This is a genomic window from Halomonas sp. A29, from assembly GCF_046723295.1.
Classification (GTDB): domain Bacteria; phylum Pseudomonadota; class Gammaproteobacteria; order Pseudomonadales; family Halomonadaceae; genus Halomonas.
On record NZ_JAXQPR010000014.1, the window covers coordinates 33,699 to 58,722 of the forward strand.

A 25,024-nucleotide genomic window follows, 5' to 3' on the forward strand; every position below is an offset into this window, starting at 1 on the left:
GAGTTCAACCTGCTGACTGACAAATGGCTAGGAAATCGTCGACCTTGAGCGAAGCACCGCCCACCAGGCCGCCGTCGATGTCGGGCTGGGCCAACAGCTCAGCCGCATTGCCTGCGTTCATGCTGCCGCCGTACAGCAGGCGCAGGCCTGCCGCGAGTTCTCGGTCGAAGCCGGCCTGGTACTCCCGGATACCGGCCATGACCTCTTGTGCCTGCCTGGGCGTAGCGGTGCGCCCAGTACCGATGGCCCAGACCGGCTCGTAGGCGATGATGACCCGCGCACGCTGGTCGGGCTCCAGGCGGGCCATCACGTAGCCCACCTGACGCAGCACCACCTCCATGGTCTTGCCCGCGTCGCGCTCCTCGAGGGTTTCGCCCACGCACAGGATCGGCGTGATATCGGCGCTCAGCGCCGCCAGCAACCGATCATGCACGGCCTCGTCGTCTTCGCGGTAGAGCTGCCGACGCTCGGAGTGCCCCACCAGCGCATAGGCAACGCCGAACTCCTTGAGCATATTCCCGCTCACCTCACCGGTGCGGGCACCGGAGTGGAGCGGATTCAGCGTCTGGGCACCCAACCGCAGCACGGTATCGGCGAAGGCGTGGCGCGCGGCGTCCAAGTAAGGAAAAGGCGGCAGAATGACCACGTCGAGCGATGCCGGGAGCCGAGCGTCGGTAAAGACACGACCGAACTCTTCGACCAGCGCAGCCGAACCGTTCATCTTCCAGTTCCCGGCGATCAGCGGCGTTCGCATGCTGCGTCCTCTTTCAAAGTGGAGCGAAATGGTATAGGAGGCGCCGAGTCAAGACAACCGTTGGGGCGGATGTCAACCCAACTGCCCCTCGACCTGGGCGGCCAGGCGGTTCGCCAAGCCCTCGACGTCGAGGTGCGCCCGCCCCTCGACCATCACCCGGATCAACGGCTCGGTGCCGGACGGGCGCAGCAGTACACGCCCCTCGTCGCCCAGCTCCGCCTCCACCTCGGCTATGGCGTCCTTGACCGCAGGACTCGCCATCAATGCCTTGGCGTCGCTGCCCGGCGTCAGGCGTACGTTGACCAGCACCTGGGGCACCTTCTCCAGATCGGCGAGCAGCGACTGCAGCGGCTTGCCCTCGCTGATCATGATCGCCAGCACCTGCAACGCCGAAACGATGCCATCACCGGTACTCTGCACGTCGGCGCAGACGATATGGCCGGAGGACTCGCCGCCGAGCTGCCAGCCATTGGCCACCAGTCGTTCCACCACATAGCGATCGCCCACCTTGGCGCGCTCGAAGGGAATGCCCATGCGCTCGAGCGCCATGGCCAAGCCGAAGTTGGTCATCAGAGTACCAACCACGCCACCTACCAGTTGGCCGCGCTCATGACGGTCCCGGGCGATCAGGTAGAGAATGTCGTCGCCATCGATCTCGCGGCCGTCGGCGTCGACCATCAACACCCGGTCGCCGTCACCGTCGAAGGCAATACCTAGGTCGGCACTCTGCTGGATCACCGCGGCGCGCAGGGTGGCCGGGGAGGTCGAACCAACCTCGCGATTGATGTTGAGACCGTCGGGGGTGGCCCCCACCAGGCTGACCTCTGCACCCAGCTCGCGAAACACGCTGGGCGCGATGTGGTAGGTAGCGCCATGGGCACAGTCGAGCACCATGCGCAGCCCGTGCAGACTCACGCGATTGGGGATGGTCGACTTGCAGAACTCGATGTAGCGCCCGGCAGCGTCGTCGATACGCATCGCCTTGCCCAGCTTGCCCGCAGCCACCGTGGTCAGCGGCTCGTCGAGCATCGCCTCGATGCGCTCTTCGATCGCGTCGGCGAGCTTGGTGCCCTCGGTGGAGAAGAACTTGATGCCGTTGTCGGCAAAGGGGTTGTGCGACGCCGAGATGACAATCCCGGCGTCGGCGCGGAAAGTCCGCGTCAGGTAGGCGATACCGGGCGTGGGCATCGGACCCAGCAGCGCCACGTCGACGCCGGCCGCAGAGAGCCCGGCCTCGAGCGCCGATTCGAACATGTAGCCCGAAATGCGCGTGTCCTTGCCGATCAATACCCGCGACCGTCCCGACTCGCGGGCCAGCACACGCCCCATGGCCCAGCCCAGTTTGAGCATGAAGTCCGGCGTGATGGGATACTCCCCGACCGTTCCACGAATGCCATCCGTACCGAAGTATTTTCTAGTCATGCTCGCAGCCTTCCCTTAGCACGGCCCAGGTCATGTTCACCGCATCCATGACCGGGCCAACGTCATGGACACGCAGGATACGGGCGCCACGCTCTACCGCCAGCGACGCCAGTGCCAGCCCGCCAGGCAACCGCTCCTCTACCGGTCGGCCCAGCACCTTGCCGATCAGGCTCTTGCGCGACATGCCCACCAGCAGCGGCAGGCCGAGAGCAGCCAGCCGCTCCATGCGGTTGAGCAGGCGCAAGTTGTGTTCGACGGTCTTGCCGAAGCCGAAACCGGGGTCGATCAGCAGCCGCTCACGGCGCAGCCCCACGGCCTCACAGGTCGCCACCCGGTCGGCCAGGAAGCCACTCACGGCGTCCTCGATGGGCTCATCATAGCGGGGCGCCTGCTGCATGTCCTGCGGCTCGCCCTGCATGTGCATCAGGCACACCGGCAGGCCGGTACCCAGCGCCGCTTCCAGCGCACCCTCGCGCGTGAGGGCGCGCACGTCGTTGATCATGCTCGCGCCCAGCGCCGCGGTTTGCTGCATTACCTCAGGGCTGCTGGTATCCACCGACACCAGCGCATCGAGCTCGCACACCAGGCGCTCGACCACTGGCGCCACCCGGTCCAGCTCCTGCTGCGCCGTGATCGCCTGAGCCCCCGGACGGGTCGATTCGCCGCCTACATCGATGATGGCAGCCCCCTCGGCCAGCATGCGCTCGGCGTGACGCAGCGCGTCGTCGATGGCGACATGGTGGCCACCATCGGAAAAGGAGTCGGGAGTGACGTTGAGTATTCCCATGACACGGGGATAGGAGAGGTCGAGGCGATGCCGCCCACACGGCAGCCAGGTCGGCGAGGGGTTGTCTGTCATGTCATGAATCCTGTGGCGCACGGGCTCGGGCGCCCCCACGGCAAAGGCGCCCCGGAGGGGCGCCTGGCTTCTCGCATGGTCGTCACGACCCGGCTGGGCCACCCAGCGGATCGGAGGGGCGACGACGAGGCTCCTCGTCTTCGTCCTCGTCACCGTGATTGTCATCGCCGCCGTTGTCAGTCGGCTGCGGGGAGGCCTCCTCCTCAGAAGTGGGCTCGGCGTCGCCGACGACAGGAGCACCGCTGCCGGAGTCACCGTCCTCCCAATCCTTGGGCGGGCGCGGCGTGCGCCCCTCCATGATGTCCTTGAGCTGGTCGGCGTCGATGGTCTCGTACTGCATCAGCGCTTCGGCCATGGCGTCGAGCTTGTCGCGATTCTCCTCAAGGATCTGCTTGGCCTTGGCATAGCACTCGTCGATGACCTTGCGCACTTCCTTGTCGAGCCGCGAGATGGTCTCGCCGGACTTCAGCTTGCCGCCACCCTGGCCCGGGCCGCCGAGGAACTGGTGCGACTCGTCCTCGTCGTACATGATCGGTCCCATCTCCTCGGAGAGGCCCCATTTCGCCACCATGTTGTGGGCCAGCTCGGTGGCGCGCTTGATGTCGTTGGAGGCCCCGGTGGTGACGCCGTTCGGCCCCAGAGTCATCTCCTCGGCGATGCGACCGCCGAACAGCGAGCAGATCTGGCTGAGGATCTGCTGACGCGACAGGCTGTAGCGATCGGCCTCGGGCAGGAACATGGTCACGCCCAGGGCGCGGCCACGCGGGATGATGGTGACCTTGTAAACCGGGTCGTGTTCAGGCATCACCAGGCCGATGATGGCGTGGCCCGACTCGTGATAGGCGGTGTTGAGCTTCTCCTTGTCGGTCATGACCATGGAGCGGCGCTCAGCGCCCATCATGATCTTGTCCTTGGCCAGCTCAAGCTCCTCCATGCCCACCAGGCGCTTGTTGCGACGCGCGGCGAACAGCGCCCCTTCGTTGACCAGGTTGGCCAGGTCGGCGCCGGAGAAACCGGGCGTGCCGCGGGCGATCAGCGAAGGCTTGACGTCGTCGGCCAGCGGCACCTTGCGCAGGTGCACGTTGAGGATGTGCTCGCGGCCGCGGATGTCGGGCAGCGGCACCACCACTTGGCGGTCGAAGCGGCCCGGGCGCAGCAGCGCCGGGTCGAGCACGTCGGGGCGGTTGGTGGCGGCGATGACGATGATGCCTTCGTTGGCCTCGAAGCCGTCCATCTCCACCAGCAGCTGGTTCAGCGTCTGCTCGCGCTCGTCGTTGCCGCCGCCCATGCCGGCGCCGCGCGAACGGCCCACGGCATCGATCTCGTCGATGAAGATGATGCAGGGCGCCTGCTTCTTGGCCTGTTCGAACATGTCGCGCACGCGGGACGCACCCACACCGACGAACATCTCGACGAAGTCGGAACCGGAGATCGAGAAGAACGGCACCTTGGCTTCACCGGCGATGGACTTCGCCAGCAGCGTCTTACCGGTACCCGGCGGACCCACCATCAGCACGCCGCGAGGGATAGTCCCGCCCAGGCGCTGGAATTTGGAGGGGTCGCGCAGGAAGTCGACCAGCTCCTCGACCTCTTCCTTGGCCTCGTCACAGCCGGCCACATCGGCGAAGGTGGTCTTGATCTGATCCTGGGAGAGCAGCTTGGCCTTGGACTTGCCGAAGCTCATCGGCCCACCCTTGCCGCCGGCACCGCCCTGCATCTGGCGCATGAAGAACATGAAGATGGCCAGAATCAGCAGGATCGGGAAGCTGGCGATGAGCAGCCGCGTCCACAGGCTCTGCTGCTGCGGCTCACGGCCGATCACGGTGACGTTGTTGGAGAGCAGGTCGTCCATCAACTTGGGATCTTCCGCCGCCGGCCGGATGGTCTGGAACTGCGATCCGTCGCCACGCTCACCGGTGATGGTGTAGCCATCGATGGTCACGCTGCGGATCTGCTGGTTCTGCACCTGCTGGACGAACTGCGAGTAGTTCATCGTCTGCGGTGTGCCATCGACCGTGAAATTGTTGAACACCGTCAGCAATACCGCCGCGATGACCAACCACAGGATCAGGTTCTTCGCCATATCGTTCAAGGGACCACCCTCATTGCAAGCATCTCTCGGCCGTACGCCTGGCACTATGACCATGAGCGGGCATGGCATGTTCCGCCCAGCCCCAGCCTTCCTGATCACACTGTGACACAGTTGGGCCGCGCTGTCCGGTCATTGGGCCGTTAGTCTGTCGCTATCAGGACCAGCCTGGCTGGTCGGGAAGCGCCGAACCGATGGAATCGGCTCAGCCACGGAAACCATCCGCCAGCAGGTAGACCTCGCGCGAACGGGCGCGGGAGGCTTCCGGCTTGCGGGTCACCACCTTGGCAAAGCTGCCGCGCAGCTCTTTCAGGTAGGCATCGAAACCTTCGCCCTGGAACACCTTGGCCAGGAATCGGCCCTCGGGCCGCAGGGTCTGGCGCGCCAGATCGAGTGCCAGCTCCACCAGATACATGGCCTGGGGCTGATCGATGGCGCTCATACCACTCATATTGGGGGCCATGTCGGACATCACAAGGTCTACCGGCCGTCCATTCAGCATGGCGAGGATCGCCTCCAGCACGGCCTCCTCGGTGAAGTCGCCCTGAACGAACTCGACCCCGGCCAGGGCATCCATCTCGAGAATGTCCGAGGCGATGACCAGCCCTTCCGGCCCGACCTTGTCCGCCGCCACCTGGCTCCAACCCCCGGGGGCTGCGCCGAGGTCGATGATGCTCATGCCCGGCTTGAACAAACGGTCCTTCTCATCGAGGGCGAGCAGCTTGTAGCTGGCGCGGCTGCGGTAGCCGTCCTGCCAGCTCTGCTGCACGAAGCGGTCGTCGAAATGCTCCTTGAGCCAGCCGGCACTGGTCTTGCTGGTGCCACGCTGACGACGTGAGCTGTCGGACGCACCGTCGCGGGAGGAGGAAGTGGATCGAGCCACACGATCACCTTGATTGAAGATGCCGAACTGCGTGCAGGCACGCGGCCTGGTTCGGTATGACGCGGAGCTGGCCGAGGCCAAACTCAAGCCTCACCATGCTTTCGCCGACGCGCAATTCACCGTACCATGTCAGGTTACGCGCAACCGGGAAGACGCAAGATACCATGAGCTTGTCACAGGCACAAAAGAAAGCATTTCGCAGCATCGGCCACCACCTCAACCCGGTGGTGACGGTCTCGGAGAACGGTGTTTCCGAGGGCGTGTTGGCCGAACTCGACCGGGCGCTGTCCGATCACGAACTGATCAAGGTGAAGCTGGCCCTGGCCGAGCGCGACGACCGCACCGCCATGCTCGAGGAGCTGCTGGCCGCCAGCGGCGCCGAGCGCGTGCAGACCATCGGCAAGATGGCCCTGCTCTACCGCAAGAGCCCCCAGGCCAACCCGAAGTTGTCCAACGTCAAGCGCTTCGAGAACCACCACGGGCGGCACTGACGCCCGCTGCGTCAGCCCTCAGCGCGAAAGCCCGCGACACGATGTCGCGGGCTTTCGTGTAGATAGGGCAGCGTATCGCGATCAGCGATGCTCGACGCTGGCGATCTCGTACTCGACCTCGCCGCCGGGCGTGGCAACCACCACCACGTCACCCTCCTCCTTGCCGATCAAGGCACGGGCAATGGGCGAGGTGACGGAAATCTTGCCGGCCCGGATCTCGGCTTCGTCCTCGCCGACGATCTGGTAGCTGACCTGCTCGTCGTTGCCGAGATTAATCAGCTCCACCGTGACGCCAAAGATCACCTTGCCGGTCTGCGGCAGCTTGTGCACGTCGATCACCTGGGCGTTGGAGAGCTTGCTCTCGATCTCCTGGATCCGCCCTTCGATGAAGCCCTGCTGTTCGCGCGCGGCGTGGTACTCGGCGTTCTCCTTGAGGTCGCCGTGTTCACGGGCCTCGGCGATCGCCGCGATCACTCTGGGACGCGCCTCGCCTTTGAGCTCCTCGAGCTCCTTGCGCAGGCGTGCCTCACCGGCAACGGTCATCGGGACCTTGTTCATTGCGTTGCTCCTGCATGCAGTTCCTGTAGCCGCCGTACCGTGATTTCATTGCCATATTCCAGCGCCATGCAAACGGCACTCGCCCCTGCCAGGGTGGTGGCATAGGGCACCTTGCGGGCCAGCGCGGTACGACGAATCACCGAGGAGTCGTTGATCGCCTGGCGACCCTCGGTGGTGTTGACGATGTAGGCGATGTCGTCGTTCTTGAGCAGATCGACGATATGCGGACGACCTTCGTAAACCTTGTTGACGACCTCGACCTCGAGGCCGGAGGCTTCGAGGGCAGCGGCGGTGCCGCGGGTCGCACATAGGGTGAATCCCAATCCTAGCAGAGAACGAGCGATCTCGATAACACCCGCCTTGTCCGGCTCACGCACCGAGAGGAACGCCTTGCGCTCGCCTTCGAGCTTGGGGATCGCCTCGCCCGCACCCAGTTGCGCCTTGTAGAAGGCCTCGGCGAAGGTATCGCCAGAGCCCATCACCTCGCCGGTGGACTTCATCTCCGGCGACAGGATGGGATCGACACCGGGGAACTTGTTGAACGGGAACACCGCCTCCTTGACGCTGTAGAAGTGCGGCACGATCTCGCGGGTGAAGCCTTGCTCGGCCAGGGTCTTGCCGGCCATACAGCGGGCAGCGATCTGGGCCAGCGAGGTACCGATGCACTTGGAGACGAAGGGGGCGGTACGCGAGGCGCGCGGGTTGACCTCGATGACGTAGATCTCGCCATCCTGCCACGCCAGCTGCACGTTCATCAGCCCCACCACGCCGAGCTCGACCGCCATGCGCTTGACCTGGTCGCGCATCTCGTCCTGCACGTCTGCCGGCAGCGAGTAGGGCGGCAGCGCACAGGCGGAGTCGCCGGAGTGCACGCCGGCCTGCTCGATGTGCTGCATGATACCGCCGATCACCACCTCGTGACCGTCGGAGACGGCATCGATATCGATCTCGATGGCGGCATTGAGGAAGTGGTCGAGCAGCACCGGCGAGTCGTTGGAAACCTTCACCGCGTGGGTCATGTAGTTTTCCAGCTCGGAGGCGTCGTAGACGATCTCCATGGCCCGGCCGCCCAGCACGTAGCTGGGGCGCACCACCAGCGGATAGCCGATCGCCTCTGCCTTGGCGAAGGCCTCGTCGAAGCTGCGCGCGGTGGCGTTGGGCGGCTGCTTGAGGCCCAGCTTGTCGATCATCTGCTGGAAGCGCTCGCGGTCCTCGGCGCGGTCGATGGCGTCCGGCGTGGTGCCGATGATCGGCACGCCGGCGGCCTCGAGCTCGCGAGCGAGCTTGAGCGGGGTCTGGCCGCCGAACTGCACGATCACGCCGACCGGCTGCTCCTTGTCGGCGATCTCCAGCACGTCCTCCAGGGTCACCGGCTCGAAGTAGAGACGGTCGGAAGTGTCGTAGTCGGTGGAGACGGTCTCCGGGTTGCAGTTGACCATGATGGTCTCATAGCCGTCGTCGCGCATGGCGAAGGCGGCGTGGACGCAGCAGTAGTCGAACTCGATGCCCTGGCCGATACGGTTGGGCCCGCCGCCCAGCACCATGATCTTCTGGCGGTCGCTGACCTCGGCCTCGCACTCCTCCTCGTAGGTGGAGTACATGTAGGCGGTGTCGGACGCGAACTCGGCGGCGCAGGTGTCGACGCGCTTGTAGACCGGGCGGATGCCGGCTTTCTGCCGCGTACGACGGAACTCCTTCTCGGAGACGCCGAGCAGCTTGGCCAGGCGAGCGTCACTGAAGCCCTTGCGCTTGAGGCCGAACAGTTCCCGCGGAGAGAACTCGGAGAGCGAGCGCTGGGCCACCTCCTGCTCGATGCGCACCAGGTCCTCGAGCTGGACCAGGAACCAGGGGTCGATCTTGGTCAGGGCGAAGACCTCTTCCACGCTCATGCCGCTGCGCATGGCATCGGCAACGAAGAAGATGCGGTCGGCGCCGGCTGCCTGCAGCTCGCCCTTGATGTGGGCCATGGCGTCGTCGCTGAATTCGCCGGCCTTGAATTCGGGAAACTTGGGATCGAGGCCATCGTTGCCGGTTTCGAGGCCACGCAGCGCCTTCTGCAACGACTCCTGGAAGGTACGCCCGATGGCCATCACCTCGCCCACCGACTTCATTTGGGTGGTGAGGCGGTCATTGGCCTGGGGGAACTTCTCGAAGGTGAAGCGCGGAATCTTGGTGACCACATAGTCGATCGACGGCTCGAACGACGCTGGAGTGCGCCCGCCGGTGATGTCGTTGGAGAGCTCGTCCAGGGTGTAGCCCACCGCCAGCTTGGCGGCGATCTTGGCGATTGGGAAGCCGGTGGCCTTGGAGGCCAGCGCCGAGGAGCGCGACACCCGCGGGTTCATCTCGATCACCACCATGCGCCCGGTATCGGGGTCGACACCGAACTGCACGTTGGAGCCGCCGGTCTCGACGCCGATCTCGCGCAGCACCGCAAGCGATGCGTCGCGCATGATCTGGTATTCCTTGTCGGTCAGGGTCTGCGCCGGGGCCACGGTGATGGAGTCGCCGGTGTGCACGCCCATGGGGTCGAAGTTCTCGATCGAGCAGACGATGATGCAGTTGTCGTTCTTGTCACGAACGACCTCCATCTCGTACTCCTTCCAGCCCAGCAGCGACTCGTCGATCAGCAGCTCGTGATTGTTGGAGAGCTCGAAGCCACGAGTACAGATTTCCTCGAACTCCTCCTTGTTGTAGGCCACGCCACCGCCGGAACCACCCATGGTGTAGGAGGGGCGGATGATCACCGGGAAGCCCAGCGACTCCTGGATGCGCCAGGCCTCTTCCATGCTGTGGGCAACCTCGGCCTTGGGACACTCCAGGCCGATGCGCTTCATGGCCTGGTCGAACAGGTCGCGATCCTCGGCCATGTTGATGGCGTCGGCGTTGGCGCCGATCATCTCGACGCCGTACTTCTGCAGCACACCGTGCTTGTCGAGGTCGAGCGCACAGTTGAGCGCGGTCTGGCCGCCCATGGTGGGCAGGATGGCGTCGGGGCGCTCGGCCTCGATGATCTTCTCCACCGCCTGCCAGGTGATCGGCTCGATGTAGGTGGCGTCGGCCATCGACGGGTCGGTCATGATGGTGGCCGGGTTGGAGTTGACCAGGATGACCCGGAAGCCCTCCTCGCGCAGCGCCTTGCAGGCCTGGGCGCCGGAGTAGTCGAACTCGCACGCCTGGCCGATGACGATGGGGCCGGCGCCAATGATCAGGATACTGTTGATGTCGGTACGCTTGGGCATGTCGGTTCCCGCAAAATATGGTGACGAATGGCGACGTTCTCGGGGCTCGGCCTAGCGGCGGGCCTTCATCATCTCGACGAATCGATCGAACAGCGGCGATACATCGCGCGGGCCGGGGCTCGCTTCCGGGTGGCCCTGGAAGCTGAAGGCCGGACGGTCGGTCAGCTCGATGCCCTGCAGCGTGCCGTCGAACAGCGAACGGTGAATGGCGCGCACGTTGCTCGGCAGGCTCGCCTCGTCGACGGCGAAGCCGTGGTTCTGGCTGGTGATCATCACGCGGCCTGTATCGAGGTCCTGCACCGGGTGGTTGGCGCCATGGTGGCCGTGGTTCATCTTCACCGTCTGCGCGCCGGCCGCCAACGCCAGCAGTTGGTGACCCAGACAGATGCCGAACACCGGAACGTTCGTCTCGAGAATCTCGCGGATCGCCGTGATGGCGTAGTCGCAGGGCGCGGGATCGCCGGGGCCGTTGGCCAGCAGGATGCCGTCGGGGTTGCGCGCCAGCACCTCGCTGGCCGGGGTCTGGGCCGGCACCACGGTGAGCCGGCAGCCGCGCGAAGCCAGCATGCGCAGAATGTTGTACTTCACGCCGTAGTCGTAGACCACCACGTGGAAGGGGCGCTCACTGCCGCTGGCATCGATATTGCCCTGGCCCAGCACCCACTCGGCCTCGTTCCACTCGTAGGCCTGCTTGCAAGTGACTTCCTTGGCCAGGTCCATGCCCTTGAGACCGGGAAACTCCCGCGCCGCGGCCAGCGCGCGCTCGACGGCATCGTCACCCTCTGCCTCGGCACCGGCCAGGATCGCCCCGTTCTGGGCGCCCTTGTCGCGCAGGATGCGTGTCAGGCGGCGGGTGTCGATGTCGGCGATGCCGAGCACGTTCTGGCCTTTGAGGTAGTCGGAGAGCGACTGCTCGGAGCGGAAGTTGCTGGCGATAAGCGGCAGGTCGCGGATCACCAGGCCGGCGGCGGCGATCGAGCCCGATTCGACGTCCTCGGCGTTGACGCCGGTGTTACCGATGTGCGGGTAGGTGAGGGTCACGATCTGTCGGGTATAGGAAAGATCGGTGAGGATCTCCTGATAGCCGGTCATGGCCGTATTGAACACCACCTCACCGCTGGTTCGCCCATCGGCGCCGATGGCCGTACCGTGAAAGATGCTGCCATCCTCCAGGGCCAATATCGCGGGTCTGTTCAATGCGGGGCTGTTCAAGACAAGGGTCCTCCCATGCTGAAGCGAGCCTGAGGGGCGCAGGCTCGGCGGCTATCGTCACTGCGACAGATTCGGCTCGTAAAAAAGCGGGACGAAGCCGATAAGGAACCGGTTTCATCCCGCTTGTTGTCTTTGCTCGGGGGCTGGCCACGCAACAAGCGCGCAGTGTTGGACTGCTGTATTTCAGGCGCCCGGCCAAAATTTTGGAGATGTTACAGGATTCGATCTCATTTGGCTACCGCGATGGCTCACAAACCCAATACATCCTGCATGGCATAGCGGCCGGTGCCTTGCTCGGCGACCCAGCGCGCCGCACGCACCGCGCCCTTGGCGAAGGTCATGCGGCTCGACGCCTTGTGGGTGATCTCGATGCGCTCGCCCTCGGTGGCGAACATCACCGTGTGTTCGCCGACAATATCGCCGGCGCGCACCGTGGCGAAGCCGATCTCCTTGTCGGCCCGTGGCCCGCACTGGCCGACACGCTCGAACACGCCGTGCTCCTTGAGCGTACGCCCCAGCGCCTCGGCCACCACCTCGCCCATCTTCAGCGCGGTGCCGGAGGGTGAATCGACCTTGTGGCGATGGTGGGCCTCGATCACCTCGATGTCATAGCCTTCGTCGCCCAGCGCCTTCGCCGCTGTCTCGAGCAGCTTCAGGGTCAGGTTCACCCCCACGCTCATGTTGGGGGCGAAGACGAAGGGCAGCCTGTCACGATAGCCATCGAGTTCGGCCAGTTCGTCGTCGGAGAGCCCGGTGGTGCCGATCACCATGCGCTTGCCGTGCTCGGCGCAGAAGGCCAGGTTGGCCAGCGTCACCTGGGGGGCGGTGAAGTCGATCAGCACGTCGAAGTCGTCGACGATGGCATCGAGCGAATCCACCGCGGCCACGCCCAGCTTGCCGAGGCCTGCCAGCTCACCGATGTCGGCGCCGGCCAGCGTGCTGCCCGGCTCGACGATGCCGCCGGCCAGGGTGGCACCGGCATCCTGCTGTACGGCGTTGACCAGGGTGCGGCCCATGCGGCCGGCGACACCGACGATGGCGATACGGGTCATGCGGACTCCTGCGAAATCTGACGAGTAGGGATCGAGGCAGTATATCAGAGCCAGGGCTCGCCTGGCCGAGCGCTTGGGCAGCGACGGCGGAATCGCCCACACTGGGCATGACGACACCACACAAGGAACGCCATGTCTGAGCCGATGCCGCCCGACACCCCCCGCACGGCTGCCCTGCTCGAGCTGCTCGAACGTCATCCGCGCGCGCTGCTAACCGGCCCGCCTGGCAGCGGCAAGAGCACCCTGGCGCGAAGTGCGGCGGCAGCCCTGGCCGAGCGCGGCCAGGTGTGCCGCTGCCTGGCCGCCGACCCCGGCCTGCCCGGCTTCGGCCCGCCCGGCGCAGTATGCCTGGGGCGCTGGAATGAGCGCCTGGGCGACTGGCAGTTAGAGGCCATCGAGGCGCTGGCCACCCTGGACAGCGCCCGCTTCCGCCTACCGCTGACAGAAGCCGTACGCCGCATGGCCGCGCAAGCCGACGAGGGGCCGCTGCTCATCGACGCCCCCGGCGTGGAGCGAGGCATCGGCGGCGCCGAGCTGCTGCCGACCCTGGCCGGCGCCGGCCGGGTGAGTGCCGTGGTACGCCTGGCGCCGGCGCAGGTGAGCGACCCGTACTCACATGAGCGCGCCGCCCTCGGCCTGGCGACGCTGAGCCTGCCTGCGCCCCCTCAGGCGCGCCACCCCGGGAAGCAGCAGCGTCGCCTGTGGCGCACCGCCGCCTGGGATGAATACCTCCACAGCGCCGAGGCGCGGGAGCTCGACCTGTCGGCACTGACCATCGTCGGCGCCCCTCCGCCCGGCGACGCGCCTCATGCCTGGCCGGGGCGCCAGATCGGCCTGCTCGATGCCGGCGGGGCGACTCTGGTCATGGGCGAAGTGTTCGCTCTGGTGGGAGACCGGCTCACCGTGCGCACTCCGCCCCTGACGGGTACGCCGCGCACCCTGTTGATTCGCGATGCCCGGCGCAGCGCCGAGGGACAGCTCGGCACGGCGCGTCATCATCCTCACTCCTCGTCCGCATCCAGTGAAGAGCCGGCGCTCTCGTACGCCCTTCAGGAGAGCGCCACCGGCCCCCGCCCGACACTTCGCCTCGATGGGGTACGCGCCACACTGGCCAATGGCGTGTTCGGTGACCCGCTGCTGCATCTGCGGCTGCGTCATCGCAAGCGCAGCCTGCTGTTCGACCTGGGCGATCCTGGTCGGCTCCCGGCGCGGCTGGCCCACCAGGTCAGCGACGTTTTCATCAGCCACGCCCACTTCGACCATATCGGCGGCTTCCCGTGGCTGCTGCGTTCACGCATCGGCGACTATCCGCCGTGCCGGATGTATGGGCCGCCAGGGCTGGCCGGGCACCTGGATGGTTTCATGCGCGGCATCCTGTGGGATCGCGTCGAAGAGAAGGCGCCCCGCTTCGAAGTCTTCGAGCTGCACGGGGAGCAGCTGGCCCACTATCGCCTGGTCGCTGGCCAATCGATGAAGGCCCTCTCGCCACGCGAGGTCGGAGACGGCGTACTGCATCAGGAGATCGGCTTTCGCATACGCGCAGTCACGCTGGATCACGGCACGCCGGTACTGGCCTTCGCCTACGAGCCCGACACCCAGGTAAGGTCCGCAAGGAGCGTCTGGAGGTGCACGGCTGGCTCCCTGGCCCGTGGCTCGGCGAGCTCAAGCTGCGCGTACTAGCCGGCGAGAACGAGGCGATGATCCCACTGCCTGACGGCAGCCAGCGGACGGTCGCGGAACTGGCCCAGCTCCTGCTGCTAGCGCAGCCCGGGAAGCGTCTGGTCTATGCCACCGACTTCGGCGACACCCCCGCGAATCGCGAGCGCCTCCTCACGCTGGCCCACGGCGCCCAGCTGCTGCTCTGCGAGGCCTCGTTTCGAGAGGACCAGGCCGAGCAGGCCAGGCGAACCGGGCACCTGACTGCCCGCGCCTGCGGCGAGATAGCCGCCACAGCCGGAGTTGACCAACTGGTGCCGTTTCACTTCTCGCGCCGCCACGTCGACGACGTGGGCGAACTCTACGCCGAGATACGCCGCCATTTTCCGCGCCTGGCCGCCACACCCGGCAGCGAACCCTATTCCGAAGACCTGGATTGACACTTCTGGGCACCCTTGCCGTTCTGGCGCAACAGCATGCCGATGGCGGCCAGCACCAGCGCGCTGCCCGGCAGCCACTGCCAGCCGATCTGCTCGGGGGCGGTGGCGAACAGCAGCAGCATGGAGACGAAGGGCACCATGTAGCCGTAGGCGGTCACGGCACCGGGCGTGAGCACGGCGGTGGCTCGCTGCATCAGCCAGAAGGTGAGCGCGCTGGAGAAGAGCCCCAGATAGACCACCAAGATAAAATCCTGCCAGCGCATACCGGTTAGTTCAGCAGCGGGTTCGATGGCAAGACCCAGCAACCCGATGGCCAGCCCCCCCAGCCCCAGACTCCAGAAGGTACGCACCGCCGCGGACTCTGGCAGCCACTCCCGGGCCAGGCCCCACTTGCTCAATACCGGATAGAGCGCCGACGACACGCAGCCGAGGAAGAACACCGCCTCACCCACGCCGAGCTGCAGGCCCTCACCGTGGCTGAGCGCCTCGGCGAAGGCGAGCGCCAGCGCCCCACAGGCCCCAAGTGCAAGAATGGCCGGCAACTGCCAGTTAAGCCGCTCGACGCGAAACCCGAGCCCCAGCAGATAGGCCAGCAGCGGCACGGTGACATAGAGCGTGGCCATGGAGAGCGCAGTGGCATGATGGGCGGCCCAGAACATGGCACCGAAGAAGCCGGCCAGGCACAGCCCCATCAGCGCATAGAGCGGCAACACCTGCCATGGTGGCAGGAAGTCGGCCGAGCGCCGCGCCAGCCACCACAGCCCGGCGCAGGCAACGGCGAAGCGCAGGGCGGTCAGCGACAGCGGCGGCAGCTCGCTCATCAGCCCCACCGCGGGAAACGACAGCCCCACCAGCAGCGCCCACAGCAGCATGCCCAGGTGGGCGAGGCGGGGCGTGATGGGTGCGCTCAATTTTCCCAGACGATCGCCAGTTCCTCGTCGCCCGCCATGCGCTGCAGGTGGGAATCCACCACGCCCTCAAGGCGGTCGAGGCTCTCCTCTTCCAGCGCCTCGATGGCCACCAGCAGCTTGCCCGGCTCGACGCGCATCACGCAGGAGCCCTCCTCGAACACCACGCGGCTCTCCTGCTCACCCTGCTCCACCTCCAGCTTGTGCGCCCAGTGCTTGCACAGCCGGTTCATCACCCTCGCCCCAGACTCGGTGGCGATCTCGGCACGCGACATCGGCATTGAAACGATCTCCATTCGTATTGGAGCCAACAGACTAAGACGCCCATCGGGGCGATGCCAGCCCCGTCTCGTTCAAGTATCGCAACATCATGTTCGACAAATGCGGCCAAGACACATATCGGCAAGCAGAAAAAAGCCCCCGATGCTTTGAACACCGGAGGCTAGCGAACCTACGTGGCGAAATTTAGGGCTTCATGTCCTCGAAGAACTTCTTCACGCCGTCGAAGAAGCCGCTCTTCTTGGGTGAGTGGTGGGCGCTGTTGCTGCCCCCCAGGCTCTCCTGCAGCTGACGCAGCAGGGTCTTCTGCTCCTCGCTCAGGTTGACCGGGGTCTCCACCACCACCTTGCACAGCAGGTCGCCGGGCGGGCCGCCGCGCACCGGCTTGACGCCCTTGCCGCGCAGGCGGAAGAGCTTGCCGGTCTGGGTCTCGGCGGGAATCTTGAGCTTGACCCGGCCGTCCAGCGTGGGCACTTCGAGTTCGCCGCCCAACGCAGCATCGACGAAGTTGATCGGCACCTCGCACTGCAGGTGCTTGCCATCGCGCTGGAAGATGTGGTGCGGCTTGATCGCCACCTGCACGTAGAGGTCCCCGGGCGGGCCGCCGTTGACGCCGGATTCGCCCTCACCGTTGAGACGAATGCGGTCGCCGGTATCCACCCCGGCGGGAATCTTCACCGACAGGGTACGGGTCTCGCGCACGCGGCCCTCGCCGTGGCACTTGTGACACGGCACCTTGATGTGCACGCCGCTACCGTGGCAGGTGGGGCAGGTCTGCTGCACGGCGAAGAAGCCCTGCTGCATGCGCACCTGGCCATGGCCGTTACAGGTGGGGCATGTCTCCTTGGTGGAGCCCGGCTCCGCACCGCTGCCGTCGCAGCGGCTGCACTCCACGTGACGCGGCACGCGAATGTCCACCGTGGTGCCGGCCACTGCGCTCTCGAGATCGAGTTCGAGGTTGTAGCGCAGATCGCTGCCGCGCTGCGGTGCATGAGGGCTGCGCCGTCCGCCGCCGCCACCGAAGATATCGCCGAATACGTCGCCGAAGATGTCGCTGAAGCCACCGGCACCGGCGCCGCCGAAGCCACCGCCGCCGAAGCCACCGGCCTGGCCGTCTACCCCGGCATGGCCGAACTGGTCGTAGGCAGCGCGCTTCTCGCTGTCGGAAAGAATCTCGTAGGCCTCGGAGACCTCGCGAAATTTTTCGGCCGCGGTGTCGTCATCCGGGTTGCGGTCCGGGTGATACTTCTGCGCCAGCCGTCGGTAGGCCTTCTTGATGTCTTTGGTGTCGGCCCCACGCTCTACGCCGAGCACCTCGTAATAATCGCGTTTGGACATGGGTCCATGCGCCTCCTGGTCTAGGCAGCTCTGCCCGATCCGCGGAAACGGCAACGCGGGAGTCGTCCCCCCGCGCTGCCGTCGTCCGTGGCATCGCCTTGGCGATTACTGCTTCTTCTGGTCGTCGTTGACTTCTTCGTATTCGGCGTCGACCACGTCGTCTTCCGATTTGGCGCCGGCCTCCTGACCTTCACCACCGCCCTGCTGGGCAGCCTCGGCCTGAGCGGCGTACATCTTCTGCGCCAGGTTGCCGGAGGCTTCGGTCAGCTTGTCCAGCTTGGCCTGGATGTCGTCCTTGTCGTCGCCCTTGAGGGCCTCCTCGAGCTCGGAAGCGGCCGTCTCGATGGCCTGCTTCTCCTCGTCAGTGGCGTGCTCGCCGGCTTCCTGCACGGTCTTACGCGCCGCGTGGACCATGCCGTCGGCCTGGTTGCGCAGGGCCACCAGCTCCTCGAACTTCTTGTCCTCGTCGGCGTGGGCCTCGGCGTCGCGCACCATTTGCTCGATCTCTTCATCGGTCAAGCCGCTGGAGGCCTTGATGACGATCGACTGCTCCTTGCCGGTTGCCTTGTCCTTGGCCGACACGTTGAGGATGCCGTTGGCATCGAGGTCAAAGGCGACCTCGATCTGCGGCACGCCGCGCGGCGCCGGCGGAATGTCGGCCAGGTCGAAGCGGCCCAGCGACTTGTTCTGGCCAGCCTGCTTGCGCTCGCCTTGCAGCACGTGAATGGTCACGGCCATCTGGTTGTCGTCCGCGGTCGAGAAGGTCTGGGTCTTCTTGGTCGGGATGGTGGTGTTCTTCTCGATCAGCGGCGTCATCACGCCGCCCAGGGTCTCGATACCCAGGGTCAGCGGAGTGACGTCGAGCAGCAGCACGTCCTTGACGTCGCCACCCAGTACGCCGCCCTGAATCGCCGCACCCACGGCCACGGCCTCGTCCGGGTTGACGTCCTTGCGCGCCTCCTTGCCGAAGAAATCGGCGACCTTCTTCTGCACCAGCGGCATGCGGGTCTGGCCGCCGACCAGGATCACGTCGTCGATCTCGGAAGCGGACAGGCCGGCATCGGACAGCGCGGTCTTGCACGGTCCCAGCGAACGCTGCACCAGCTCTTCCACCAGCGACTCCAGCTTGGCCCGGGTCACCTTCACGTTGAGGTGCTTGGGCCCGGTGTTGTCGGCGGTGATGTAGGGCAGGTTGACGTCGGTCTGCTGGGCGCTGGAAAGCTCGATCTTGGCCTTTTCGGCGGCTTCCTTGAGGCGCTGCATGGCCAGGTTGTCGCCAGTCAGGTTGATGCCGCTGTCGGACTTGAACTGGTCGACCAGGTAGTTGATCAGCGCCATGTCGAAGTCTTCACCGCCCAGGAAGGTGTCGCCGTTGGTGGCCAGCACCTCGAACTGGGTCTCGCCATCGACGTCGGCCACTTCGATGATGGAGATGTCGAAGGTACCGCCACCCAGGTCGTAGACCGCGATGGTCTTGTCGCCGCGCGATTTGTCCATGCCGTAGGCCAGCGCCGCCGCGGTGGGCTCGTTGATGATGCGCTTGACCTCGAGACCGGCGATGCGACCGGCGTCCTTGGTGGCCTGGCGCTGGCTGTCGTTGAAGTAGGCCGGCACGGTGATGACCGCTTCGGTGACCGGTTCGCCCAGGTAGTCCTCGGCGGTCTTCTTCATCTTCTTCAGCACTTCGGCGCTGACCTGCGGCGGTGCCAGCTTCTTGCCCTTCACCTCCACCCAGGCGTCGCCGTTGTCGGCCTCGACGATGCCGTAGGGCACCATCTTGATATCCTTCTGCACCACGTCGTCCTTGAAGCGACGACCGATCAGGCGCTTGATGGCGTACAGGGTGTTCTGCGGGTTGGTAACCGCCTGGCGCTTGGCCGACTGCCCCACCAGCGTCTCGCCATCATCGGTATAGGCGATGATGGAGGGCGTGGTGCGGGTGCCTTCGGCGTTCTCGATCACCTTGGCGCTGTCGCCGTCGAGCACGGCCACACAGGAGTTGGTGGTCCCCAGGTCAATACCGATGATGCGTCCCATAGGAAATCCTCGAAAATTCGTTTGCCTTGAATCCATCTCAGCGGCATCTGCCGCGGTTGACGTCTATCTGGGGGGCGGTGAACGGCTTTTCAAGCCCCGCCCCCGTTTTCATCCTCTCGGCCTCAGCCGGCGGCCTGACTGACCACCACCATGGCCGGGCGCACCAGGCGACCGTTGAGCAGGTACCCCTTCTGGATCACTTCCATCACGCTGTTGGGTTCGAGCTCCGGGTTGGGCACCATGGCCATCGCCTCGTGGAACTGCGGGTCGAACGGCTCGCCGGCCGGCTCGACCATCTCGACGCCGAACTTGGCCAGCACGTCGTGCTGCATCTTCAGCGTCATGGCCACCCCTTCGCGGTGAACGTCGCTGGCATCCTCGCCCATGGCATCCAGCGCCTTTTCCAGGCTGTCGACCACCGGCAGCAGCTCCTTGACGAAGCGCTCCAGAGCGAACTTGCGTGCCTTCTCGGCTTCCTGCTCGGCGCGGCGACGCACGTTCTGCGCCTCAGCGGCGGCACGCAGCGCCTGGTCCTTGGCTTCGGCCAGGCTCTGCTCCAGCTCCTCGACCTGCGCGGCAAGCATGTCGGCCTCTGGATTGTCGCTCTCCAGCGCCGGCTCCTCGGACGCTACCGCTTCGTCATCCGCCATGATGACATCGTCCAATTCACCTTCCATCGGTTCCGGCCGGGCCTCTTCCTCGCGCCTTGCCAGCTCGTCGTCAAGCGGGGTCTGGGGTTCTTTAGCCATGCGCATCTCCTGAAGCAACGTCGGCCCAGCGGGGCCGGAAATATCGAATCGGCAAAAGCCTTGAAGGTCTGCCGCCTATATGGGGGTCCTTGCGCCAATCTCAAGACGTCAAGCGCCAACGATATCCTCGTGTATTGAGAGCGAACCTGAACTACTGTATAAAAACTCAATTAATGTGTATGGATATCCAGCCAACAGGATACCGATCGCCGGGAGGTCCCATGCTGACGCAGCTTGCCATTCGCGATTACGCCATCGTCGAAACGCTCGATCTCGAGCTTGCCGGTGGCATGACCGCCATTACCGGCGAGACCGGGGCCGGCAAGTCGATCCTGCTCGGCGCCCTGGGGCTGTGCCTGGGCGAGCGTGCCGATGCCGGCAGCGTACGCCACGGCTGCGAGCGCGCCGACCTCTCGGCACGCTTCGATATCGCCGCACTGCCGGCTGCCCAGGCCTGGCTCAATGAGCGCGAACTCCCCGCCGACGACTGCCTGTTGCGCCGAGTGGTGACCGCCAGCGGCCGCTCCAAGGCGTGGATCAACGGCCAGCCGGCCACTGTCACCGACCTCAAGGAGCTGGGCGAACGCCTGGTCGAGATCCACGGCCAGCACGCCCACCAGCTGCTGCTGCGCGAGGAGACCCACCTGCGCCTACTCGACGACTTCGCCGGCAATCGGGCTGCCGTGGGCGAGCTTATCGAGACCTTCCGCCGCTGGCAGGCGACCCGCCGCCGCCTGAAGCAGCTGACCGAGAGCGGCGACGAGGTACAGGCGCGCCGCCAGCTGCTGCGTTATCAGGTCGAGGAACTCGATCTTCTGGCCCTGGGAGATGGTGAGCTCGCCACCCTGGAGCACGAGCAGGAGCAGCTCGCCCACGCCGAGGAAACCCTGCGCGAGGCACAGTTTGCCGCCGAATGCTGCGACAGCGACGAGGGCGGCGTGCTGGCCCTGATCAACCAGGCAATGCAGCGGCTCGACCCGCTTCCGGGCAGTGATCGCGGTGCCCTGGCCGACGTACTGGGCATGCTGGGCGACGCCCGCATCCAGGTCGAGGAAGCCGCGCGTGAGCTGCATCGATTCGCCGACGCCACCGAACTGGATCCGGAGCGCCTCGCCTGGGTCGAGTCGCGTCTGGGTGAGGTGCACCGCATCGCGCGCAAGCATCACGTCATGCCCGAGGAGCTTCCTGCGCTTCACCACCGCCTGCAGACCGAGCTGGAGAGCCTCGAAGGTGGCGAACACGACCTCGAGGCGCTGCGCGCCGAGGTTGAAAGCCTGCGCGATGCCTGGCGCGAGCAAGCGCGCAGCGTCGGCGAAGCCCGCCGCCAGGCGGCGGAAAAGTTCGGCAAGGCGGTGCAGGAGCAGCTCGCCTTCCTGGCCATGGGCAAGGCACGCTTCGAGGTGGAAGTGGAGACTCGCCAGTCACCTCAGCCGGACGGCATGGAGGAAGTTCGCTTCCTCATCAGCGCCAACCCCGGCCAACCGCCGCGGCCGCTGACCAAGGTCGCCTCCGGCGGCGAGCTGTCGCGCATCAGCCTGGCCATACAGGTGGTCGCGGCACGCCATTCGACCATTCCCAGCCTGGTGTTCGACGAGGTGGACGTGGGTATTTCGGGCGCTACCGCCGAGATCGTCGGGCAGCTGCTGCGCCGGCTCGGCGAGAATGGCCAGGTGATGACCGTGACCCACCTGCCCCAGGTGGCGGCCCAGGCTCATCACCACCTGCACATTGCGAAGCAGGCCAAGCGCAACACCACCCTGACCCACATGGCACTGCTCGATGAAGCCGGCCGGGTCAGCGAGCTGGCGCGTATGCTGGGCGGGGTCCATCTTTCCGACCGCACCCTGGCCCACGCTCGCGAGATGCTCGATGCCAGCCAGCAGGGTGCTTCCCACTGAGCCAGGCCCACAAGCGAATCGGCCCCGATCGATGATCGGGGCCGTCAGTCGCGAGGAGAGGCAGCACTTACTTGCGCGGCATGCCGTCCTGGCGTGTGGTGTTGGAGCCACGCGGACGCACATAGAGCACCAGCGCGTGATCGACGAGCTCGAAGCCGTGCTCCTCGGCCAGCTCCTGCTGGCGGCGCTCGATGGTTTCGTCGAAGAATTCGATGATCTCGCCGCTGTCGAGACACACCATATGATCGTGATGCTCCTCTTGGGAGATCTCGAACACGGCATGGCCGCCATCGAAGTTGTGACGGATCACCAAGCCAGCAGACTCGAACTGGGTCAGCACGCGATAGACGGTGGCCAGGCCGACGTCTTCCCCGGCTTCCAGCAGGGTCTTGTAGACATCCTCGGCGCTCAGATGATGCTGGCCCGTGGCATTCTCGAGGATCTGCAGGATCTTCACTCGGGGCAAGGTGACCTTGAGGCCTGCCTTGCGCAGTTCATGGTTCTGGTCGGCCATGTTCGCTCTTCGCAGTATCAGGTAGGGTCGGGTATGATCGACCGAATCCACGATAGTGAAGAACGGACACAAATGCAAAAGCTGATCAAAACCCTACCCCTCGTCATCGCCCTGACCATGGTCAGCGGCTGTGTCTACAAGCGCGACCTTCCCCAAGGAAACTACATCACCGAGGGCATGGTCCAGCAGCTCCAGCCCGGCCTGAGCCGCAGTCAGGTCGTCGATCTGCTGGGCAGGCCGCTGCTGGAAGCGCCCTTCAATGCCAACCAGTGGGATTACGTGTTCCGCCTCGACGAAGCCTACGGCGGCGTGCAGCAGCGTCGGCTGACGCTGACCTTCGACGGCGATCGCCTGGTCAACGTCCAGCAGGAAGGCGACTTCTCCGAGGACATCGAACTGCGCCAGCAGAACGGCGTCGGCCCGGCCATCGAAGGTGCCGAGCCCATGGATGAGATGCCCGCCAGCCAGCCGGAAGCGGCACCGGAGTCTGCACCGGACGCGGGCGGCACCCTGCCCCAAGGCGGTGAGCCGGCTGCTACCGAGCCACTCGCCTATTAAGCCAGCCAGCAAGCCCCTCTAGCACGCCCCGGCCTGGTCCGGGGCGGCATCGTTTGTTGCGCACCGCTCGGTCAATTTCCCCTTCCATCCGGCGCACGATCTTTAGCCAAAAGTCTTAGATGCCTTGAATTGACAGGCTTTGAATTTGGCGTAATGTTAACGATAACATGCAAGCCAAGCCAAACTCTGCATCGCAGCAAAAGGCATTCCCCGGCATCTGCCAGATTTACGAGTGCATTTATATCCATGAATGTCATCAATAGACGGCTAGCGTCTATTCGATCGGGAGGTAGTGAATGGGCGCGCTGCGATTACTCTGGCGAATCATTGATGTCGTGATGGCGATGCTGCTCTTCTGCATGATTCTGCTGGTATTCACGAATGTCGTGTTGCGATATGGATTTTCCTCGGGACTTCGGCCTTCGGTGGAACTGTCACGCCTTGGCTTGGTCTGGCTCGTGATGCTTGGAGCCGCCGTTGTACTTCGCCGTAACGAGCACCTTGCCGTAACTGAATTCAGCGTAGCTCTGTTCCCACGCGCGGTGCCCATCCTGAAACGCCTCAGCTATGCCGTCATCACACTCACCATGCTCATGCTGTTCTGGGGCGCATTCAAGCAGATGAACGCTAACTGGGCCAATACTTCACAGCTCACCGGGTTGCCATCCGCACTCTTCTATCTCTCTGGAGTAATATCCGGGGCAATAATGGTATTTATCGCGGTCGTCCGCATCTGGAACCCGGATGCTCTTTGCGATAGGGACGATGAGAATGAGGAAACGCATCTATGACTCTCGTTCTCTTTCTCGGTGTTCTGATCGGATCGATTCTTCTTGGGCTACCGGTCGCTTTCGCACTGCTATTTGCTGCCATAGCACTGATGCTTCAAATGGGGCTTTTCAGTGCGGACATACTCGCGCAATCGCTCATCAACGGAGTCGACAGTTTCCCACTATTGGCGATCCCCTTCTTTCTAGTCGCGGGTGAGGTCATGTCAGTTGGCGGACTGTCGCAGCGGATAGTCCGAATGGCAACGGTGATGGTTGGGCACCGGAAAGGGGGACTTGGTTACGTTGCCGTCCTCACCGCGATCTTGATTGCCGGCCTATCGGGCTCTGCCGTGGCGGATGCGGCAGCATTGGTGGCCATCCTCTATCCCATGATGAAAAAGGCGGGCTACCCCGAGGGCTCGTCCATGGGGCTCCTCGCCTCGGGCGGCATCATTGCACCAGTGATTCCACCGTCACTGCCATTGATCTTGATCGGAGTTGCCGGAAACATCTCGATCAAGAATCTGTTTCTGGGTGGTATCGCGCCCGGCATCATGATGGGTGCGACGCTGATGCTGGTCTGGGGCTGGCTGATGCGGAAAGAAAATCTCGATGTCATGGAGAAGGCCAGTGTGGCCGAGCGTCTTACCGCCTTCCGCGATGGAGTCTGGGCTCTCTTGCTGCCCGTCATCATTATCGGCGGCATCCGCTTCGGCATTTTTACTCCGACCGAGGCTGCAGTGGTCGCAGCGGTTTATGCAATCCTGGTATCAGTGGTCATCTATCGCGAGATGAGCTGGCGACTGTTCGCAAAAATCCTCATCAATGCGAGCCGATCCACAGCGATGGTAATGTTCCTGGTGGGCTGCGCCATGGTGGCAGCCTGGCTGATAACGGTGGCGCAACTCCCACAACAGCTGGCCCTTCTTCTTGGACCGCTCGTGGAAAACCCGCGGCTTCTCATGCTGGTCATCATGCTGATCGTGTTAGCCGTCGGCATGGTGATGGACCTCGCACCGACGGTGTTGATCCTGGTCCCATTGCTGATGCCAGTCATCCAGCTGGCAGGTATCGATCCGGTCTACTTCGGCCTGATGTTCGTCATCAATACCTCCATCGGGCTGCTCACCCCTCCCGTCGGCAATGTCCTGAACGTGGTCTGCGGCGTCAGCCGCGTGCCAATGTCAGTAGCCGTGAAGGGCGTGCTGCCCTTCATCTGCGCCTACCTAGCGCTTCTGCTCGCCTTCATCCTCGTGCCGGAGCTCATCACTGTCCCGATGAAATGGTTCATCGGGTAACCTGAAGGAGAAATGCC

The 25,024-nt window shown here is 64.9% G+C and carries 22 protein-coding genes; 7 read left to right on the forward strand and 15 right to left on the reverse strand.

All coding sequences use genetic code 11. From position 1 onward, the window contains the following. Positions 1-4: 4 nt before the first annotated feature. From tpiA to rlmE, 5 genes are all read right to left on the reverse strand, one after another. Positions 5-754, reverse strand: coding sequence for a triose-phosphate isomerase (gene tpiA, locus SPH52_RS20655; RefSeq protein WP_411796921.1), 750 nt, complete (start codon positions 752-754; stop codon positions 5-7). Positions 755-826: 72 nt separating this feature from the next. After that, positions 827-2,176, reverse strand: coding sequence for a phosphoglucosamine mutase (gene glmM / locus SPH52_RS20660; protein WP_411796922.1), 1,350 nt, complete (start codon positions 2,174-2,176; stop codon positions 827-829). Beyond that, a complete protein-coding gene (gene folP, locus SPH52_RS20665) occupies positions 2,169-2,963 on the reverse strand; it encodes a dihydropteroate synthase (RefSeq protein WP_411796973.1) in 795 nt (264 codons plus the stop codon). The genes glmM and folP overlap by 8 nt, the downstream gene beginning before the upstream one ends. A gap of 154 nt (positions 2,964-3,117) precedes the next feature. Continuing rightward, positions 3,118-5,127, reverse strand: coding sequence for an ATP-dependent zinc metalloprotease FtsH (gene ftsH / locus SPH52_RS20670; RefSeq protein ID WP_411796923.1), 2,010 nt, complete (start codon positions 5,125-5,127; stop codon positions 3,118-3,120). Between the two features lie 202 nt (positions 5,128-5,329). After that, positions 5,330-6,007, reverse strand: coding sequence for a 23S rRNA (uridine(2552)-2'-O)-methyltransferase RlmE (rlmE, locus tag SPH52_RS20675; RefSeq protein ID WP_411796924.1), 678 nt, complete (start codon positions 6,005-6,007; stop codon positions 5,330-5,332). Between the two features lie 164 nt (positions 6,008-6,171). Between rlmE and yhbY the strand changes: the two genes are divergently transcribed. Then, positions 6,172-6,498, forward strand: a complete 327-nt coding sequence (gene yhbY / locus SPH52_RS20680; protein ID WP_411796925.1) for a ribosome assembly RNA-binding protein YhbY — start codon at positions 6,172-6,174, stop codon at positions 6,496-6,498. 81 nt (positions 6,499-6,579) lie between these two features. Here yhbY and greA read toward each other — a convergent pair whose 3' ends face one another. The 4 genes from greA to dapB form a co-directional block, all read right to left on the reverse strand. Beyond that, positions 6,580-7,056, reverse strand: a complete 477-nt coding sequence (gene greA, locus SPH52_RS20685) for a transcription elongation factor GreA (protein ID WP_411796926.1) — start codon at positions 7,054-7,056, stop codon at positions 6,580-6,582. Next, complete coding sequence (carB, locus tag SPH52_RS20690) at positions 7,053-10,298, reverse strand: carbamoyl-phosphate synthase large subunit (RefSeq protein ID WP_411796927.1); 3,246 nt, start codon at positions 10,296-10,298, stop codon at positions 7,053-7,055. Before carB ends, greA begins: the two co-directional genes overlap by 4 nt. A 51-nt stretch (positions 10,299-10,349) precedes the next feature. Further along, positions 10,350-11,495 carry a glutamine-hydrolyzing carbamoyl-phosphate synthase small subunit gene (carA, locus tag SPH52_RS20695; protein WP_411796974.1) on the reverse strand — a complete coding sequence of 382 codons (1,146 nt, stop codon included), beginning with the start codon at positions 11,493-11,495 and terminating at the stop codon, positions 10,350-10,352. 263 nt (positions 11,496-11,758) lie between these two features. Further along, positions 11,759-12,562, reverse strand: a complete 804-nt coding sequence (dapB, locus tag SPH52_RS20700) for a 4-hydroxy-tetrahydrodipicolinate reductase (RefSeq protein ID WP_411796928.1) — start codon at positions 12,560-12,562, stop codon at positions 11,759-11,761. Positions 12,563-12,694: 132 nt separating this feature from the next. Here dapB and SPH52_RS20705 point away from each other — a divergent pair, with 132 nt between their 5' ends. Then, positions 12,695-14,242, forward strand: coding sequence for a Clp1/GlmU family protein (locus tag SPH52_RS20705; RefSeq protein ID WP_411796929.1), 1,548 nt, complete (start codon positions 12,695-12,697; stop codon positions 14,240-14,242). Continuing rightward, the gene (locus SPH52_RS20710; protein WP_411796930.1) at positions 14,188-14,658 is read left to right on the forward strand and encodes an MBL fold metallo-hydrolase; all 471 of its coding nucleotides are present in this window, start codon (positions 14,188-14,190) and stop codon (positions 14,656-14,658) included. Before SPH52_RS20705 ends, SPH52_RS20710 begins: the two co-directional genes overlap by 55 nt. On the opposite strand, the gene SPH52_RS20715 is transcribed toward SPH52_RS20710, so the two are convergent. From SPH52_RS20715 to grpE, 5 genes are all read right to left on the reverse strand, one after another. Further along, positions 14,637-15,569: a DMT family transporter gene (locus tag SPH52_RS20715; RefSeq protein WP_411796931.1), complete on the reverse strand. Its 933-nt coding sequence runs from the start codon at positions 15,567-15,569 to the stop codon at positions 14,637-14,639. The two genes, SPH52_RS20710 and SPH52_RS20715, sit on opposite strands and share 22 nt — an antisense overlap. After that, complete coding sequence (locus SPH52_RS20720) at positions 15,566-15,847, reverse strand: DUF2218 domain-containing protein (protein ID WP_411796932.1); 282 nt, start codon at positions 15,845-15,847, stop codon at positions 15,566-15,568. The genes SPH52_RS20715 and SPH52_RS20720 overlap by 4 nt, the downstream gene beginning before the upstream one ends. Before the next feature lie 184 nt (positions 15,848-16,031). Further along, positions 16,032-17,183: a molecular chaperone DnaJ gene (gene dnaJ, locus SPH52_RS20725; protein WP_411796933.1), complete on the reverse strand. Its 1,152-nt coding sequence runs from the start codon at positions 17,181-17,183 to the stop codon at positions 16,032-16,034. Between the two features lie 105 nt (positions 17,184-17,288). After that, a complete protein-coding gene (gene dnaK / locus SPH52_RS20730; protein WP_411796934.1) occupies positions 17,289-19,220 on the reverse strand; it encodes a molecular chaperone DnaK in 1,932 nt (643 codons plus the stop codon). A 122-nt stretch (positions 19,221-19,342) separates the two neighbouring features. Beyond that, on the reverse strand, positions 19,343-19,969 hold the full coding sequence (grpE, locus tag SPH52_RS20735) for a nucleotide exchange factor GrpE (RefSeq protein ID WP_411796935.1): 627 nt from the start codon (positions 19,967-19,969) through the stop codon (positions 19,343-19,345). 221 nt (positions 19,970-20,190) lie between these two features. Here grpE and recN point away from each other — a divergent pair, with 221 nt between their 5' ends. Continuing rightward, a complete protein-coding gene (gene recN / locus SPH52_RS20740) occupies positions 20,191-21,867 on the forward strand; it encodes a DNA repair protein RecN (protein ID WP_411796936.1) in 1,677 nt (558 codons plus the stop codon). Positions 21,868-21,934: 67 nt separating this feature from the next. On the opposite strand, the gene fur is transcribed toward recN, so the two are convergent. Further along, complete coding sequence (gene fur / locus SPH52_RS20745) at positions 21,935-22,381, reverse strand: ferric iron uptake transcriptional regulator (protein ID WP_228579209.1); 447 nt, start codon at positions 22,379-22,381, stop codon at positions 21,935-21,937. 72 nt (positions 22,382-22,453) lie between these two features. Between fur and SPH52_RS20750 the strand changes: the two genes are divergently transcribed. The 3 genes from SPH52_RS20750 to SPH52_RS20760 all read left to right on the forward strand — a co-directional run bounded on the left by SPH52_RS20750 (position 22,454) and on the right by SPH52_RS20760 (position 25,007). Continuing rightward, positions 22,454-22,939 (forward strand): outer membrane protein assembly factor BamE, encoded by a 486-nt coding sequence (locus SPH52_RS20750; protein ID WP_411796937.1) that lies wholly within the window; start codon positions 22,454-22,456, stop codon positions 22,937-22,939. A gap of 296 nt (positions 22,940-23,235) precedes the next feature. Next, a complete protein-coding gene (locus tag SPH52_RS20755; protein ID WP_411796938.1) occupies positions 23,236-23,730 on the forward strand; it encodes a TRAP transporter small permease in 495 nt (164 codons plus the stop codon). After that, on the forward strand, positions 23,727-25,007 hold the full coding sequence (locus SPH52_RS20760) for a TRAP transporter large permease subunit (RefSeq protein WP_411796939.1): 1,281 nt from the start codon (positions 23,727-23,729) through the stop codon (positions 25,005-25,007). Before SPH52_RS20755 ends, SPH52_RS20760 begins: the two co-directional genes overlap by 4 nt. Positions 25,008-25,024 lie beyond the last annotated feature (17 nt).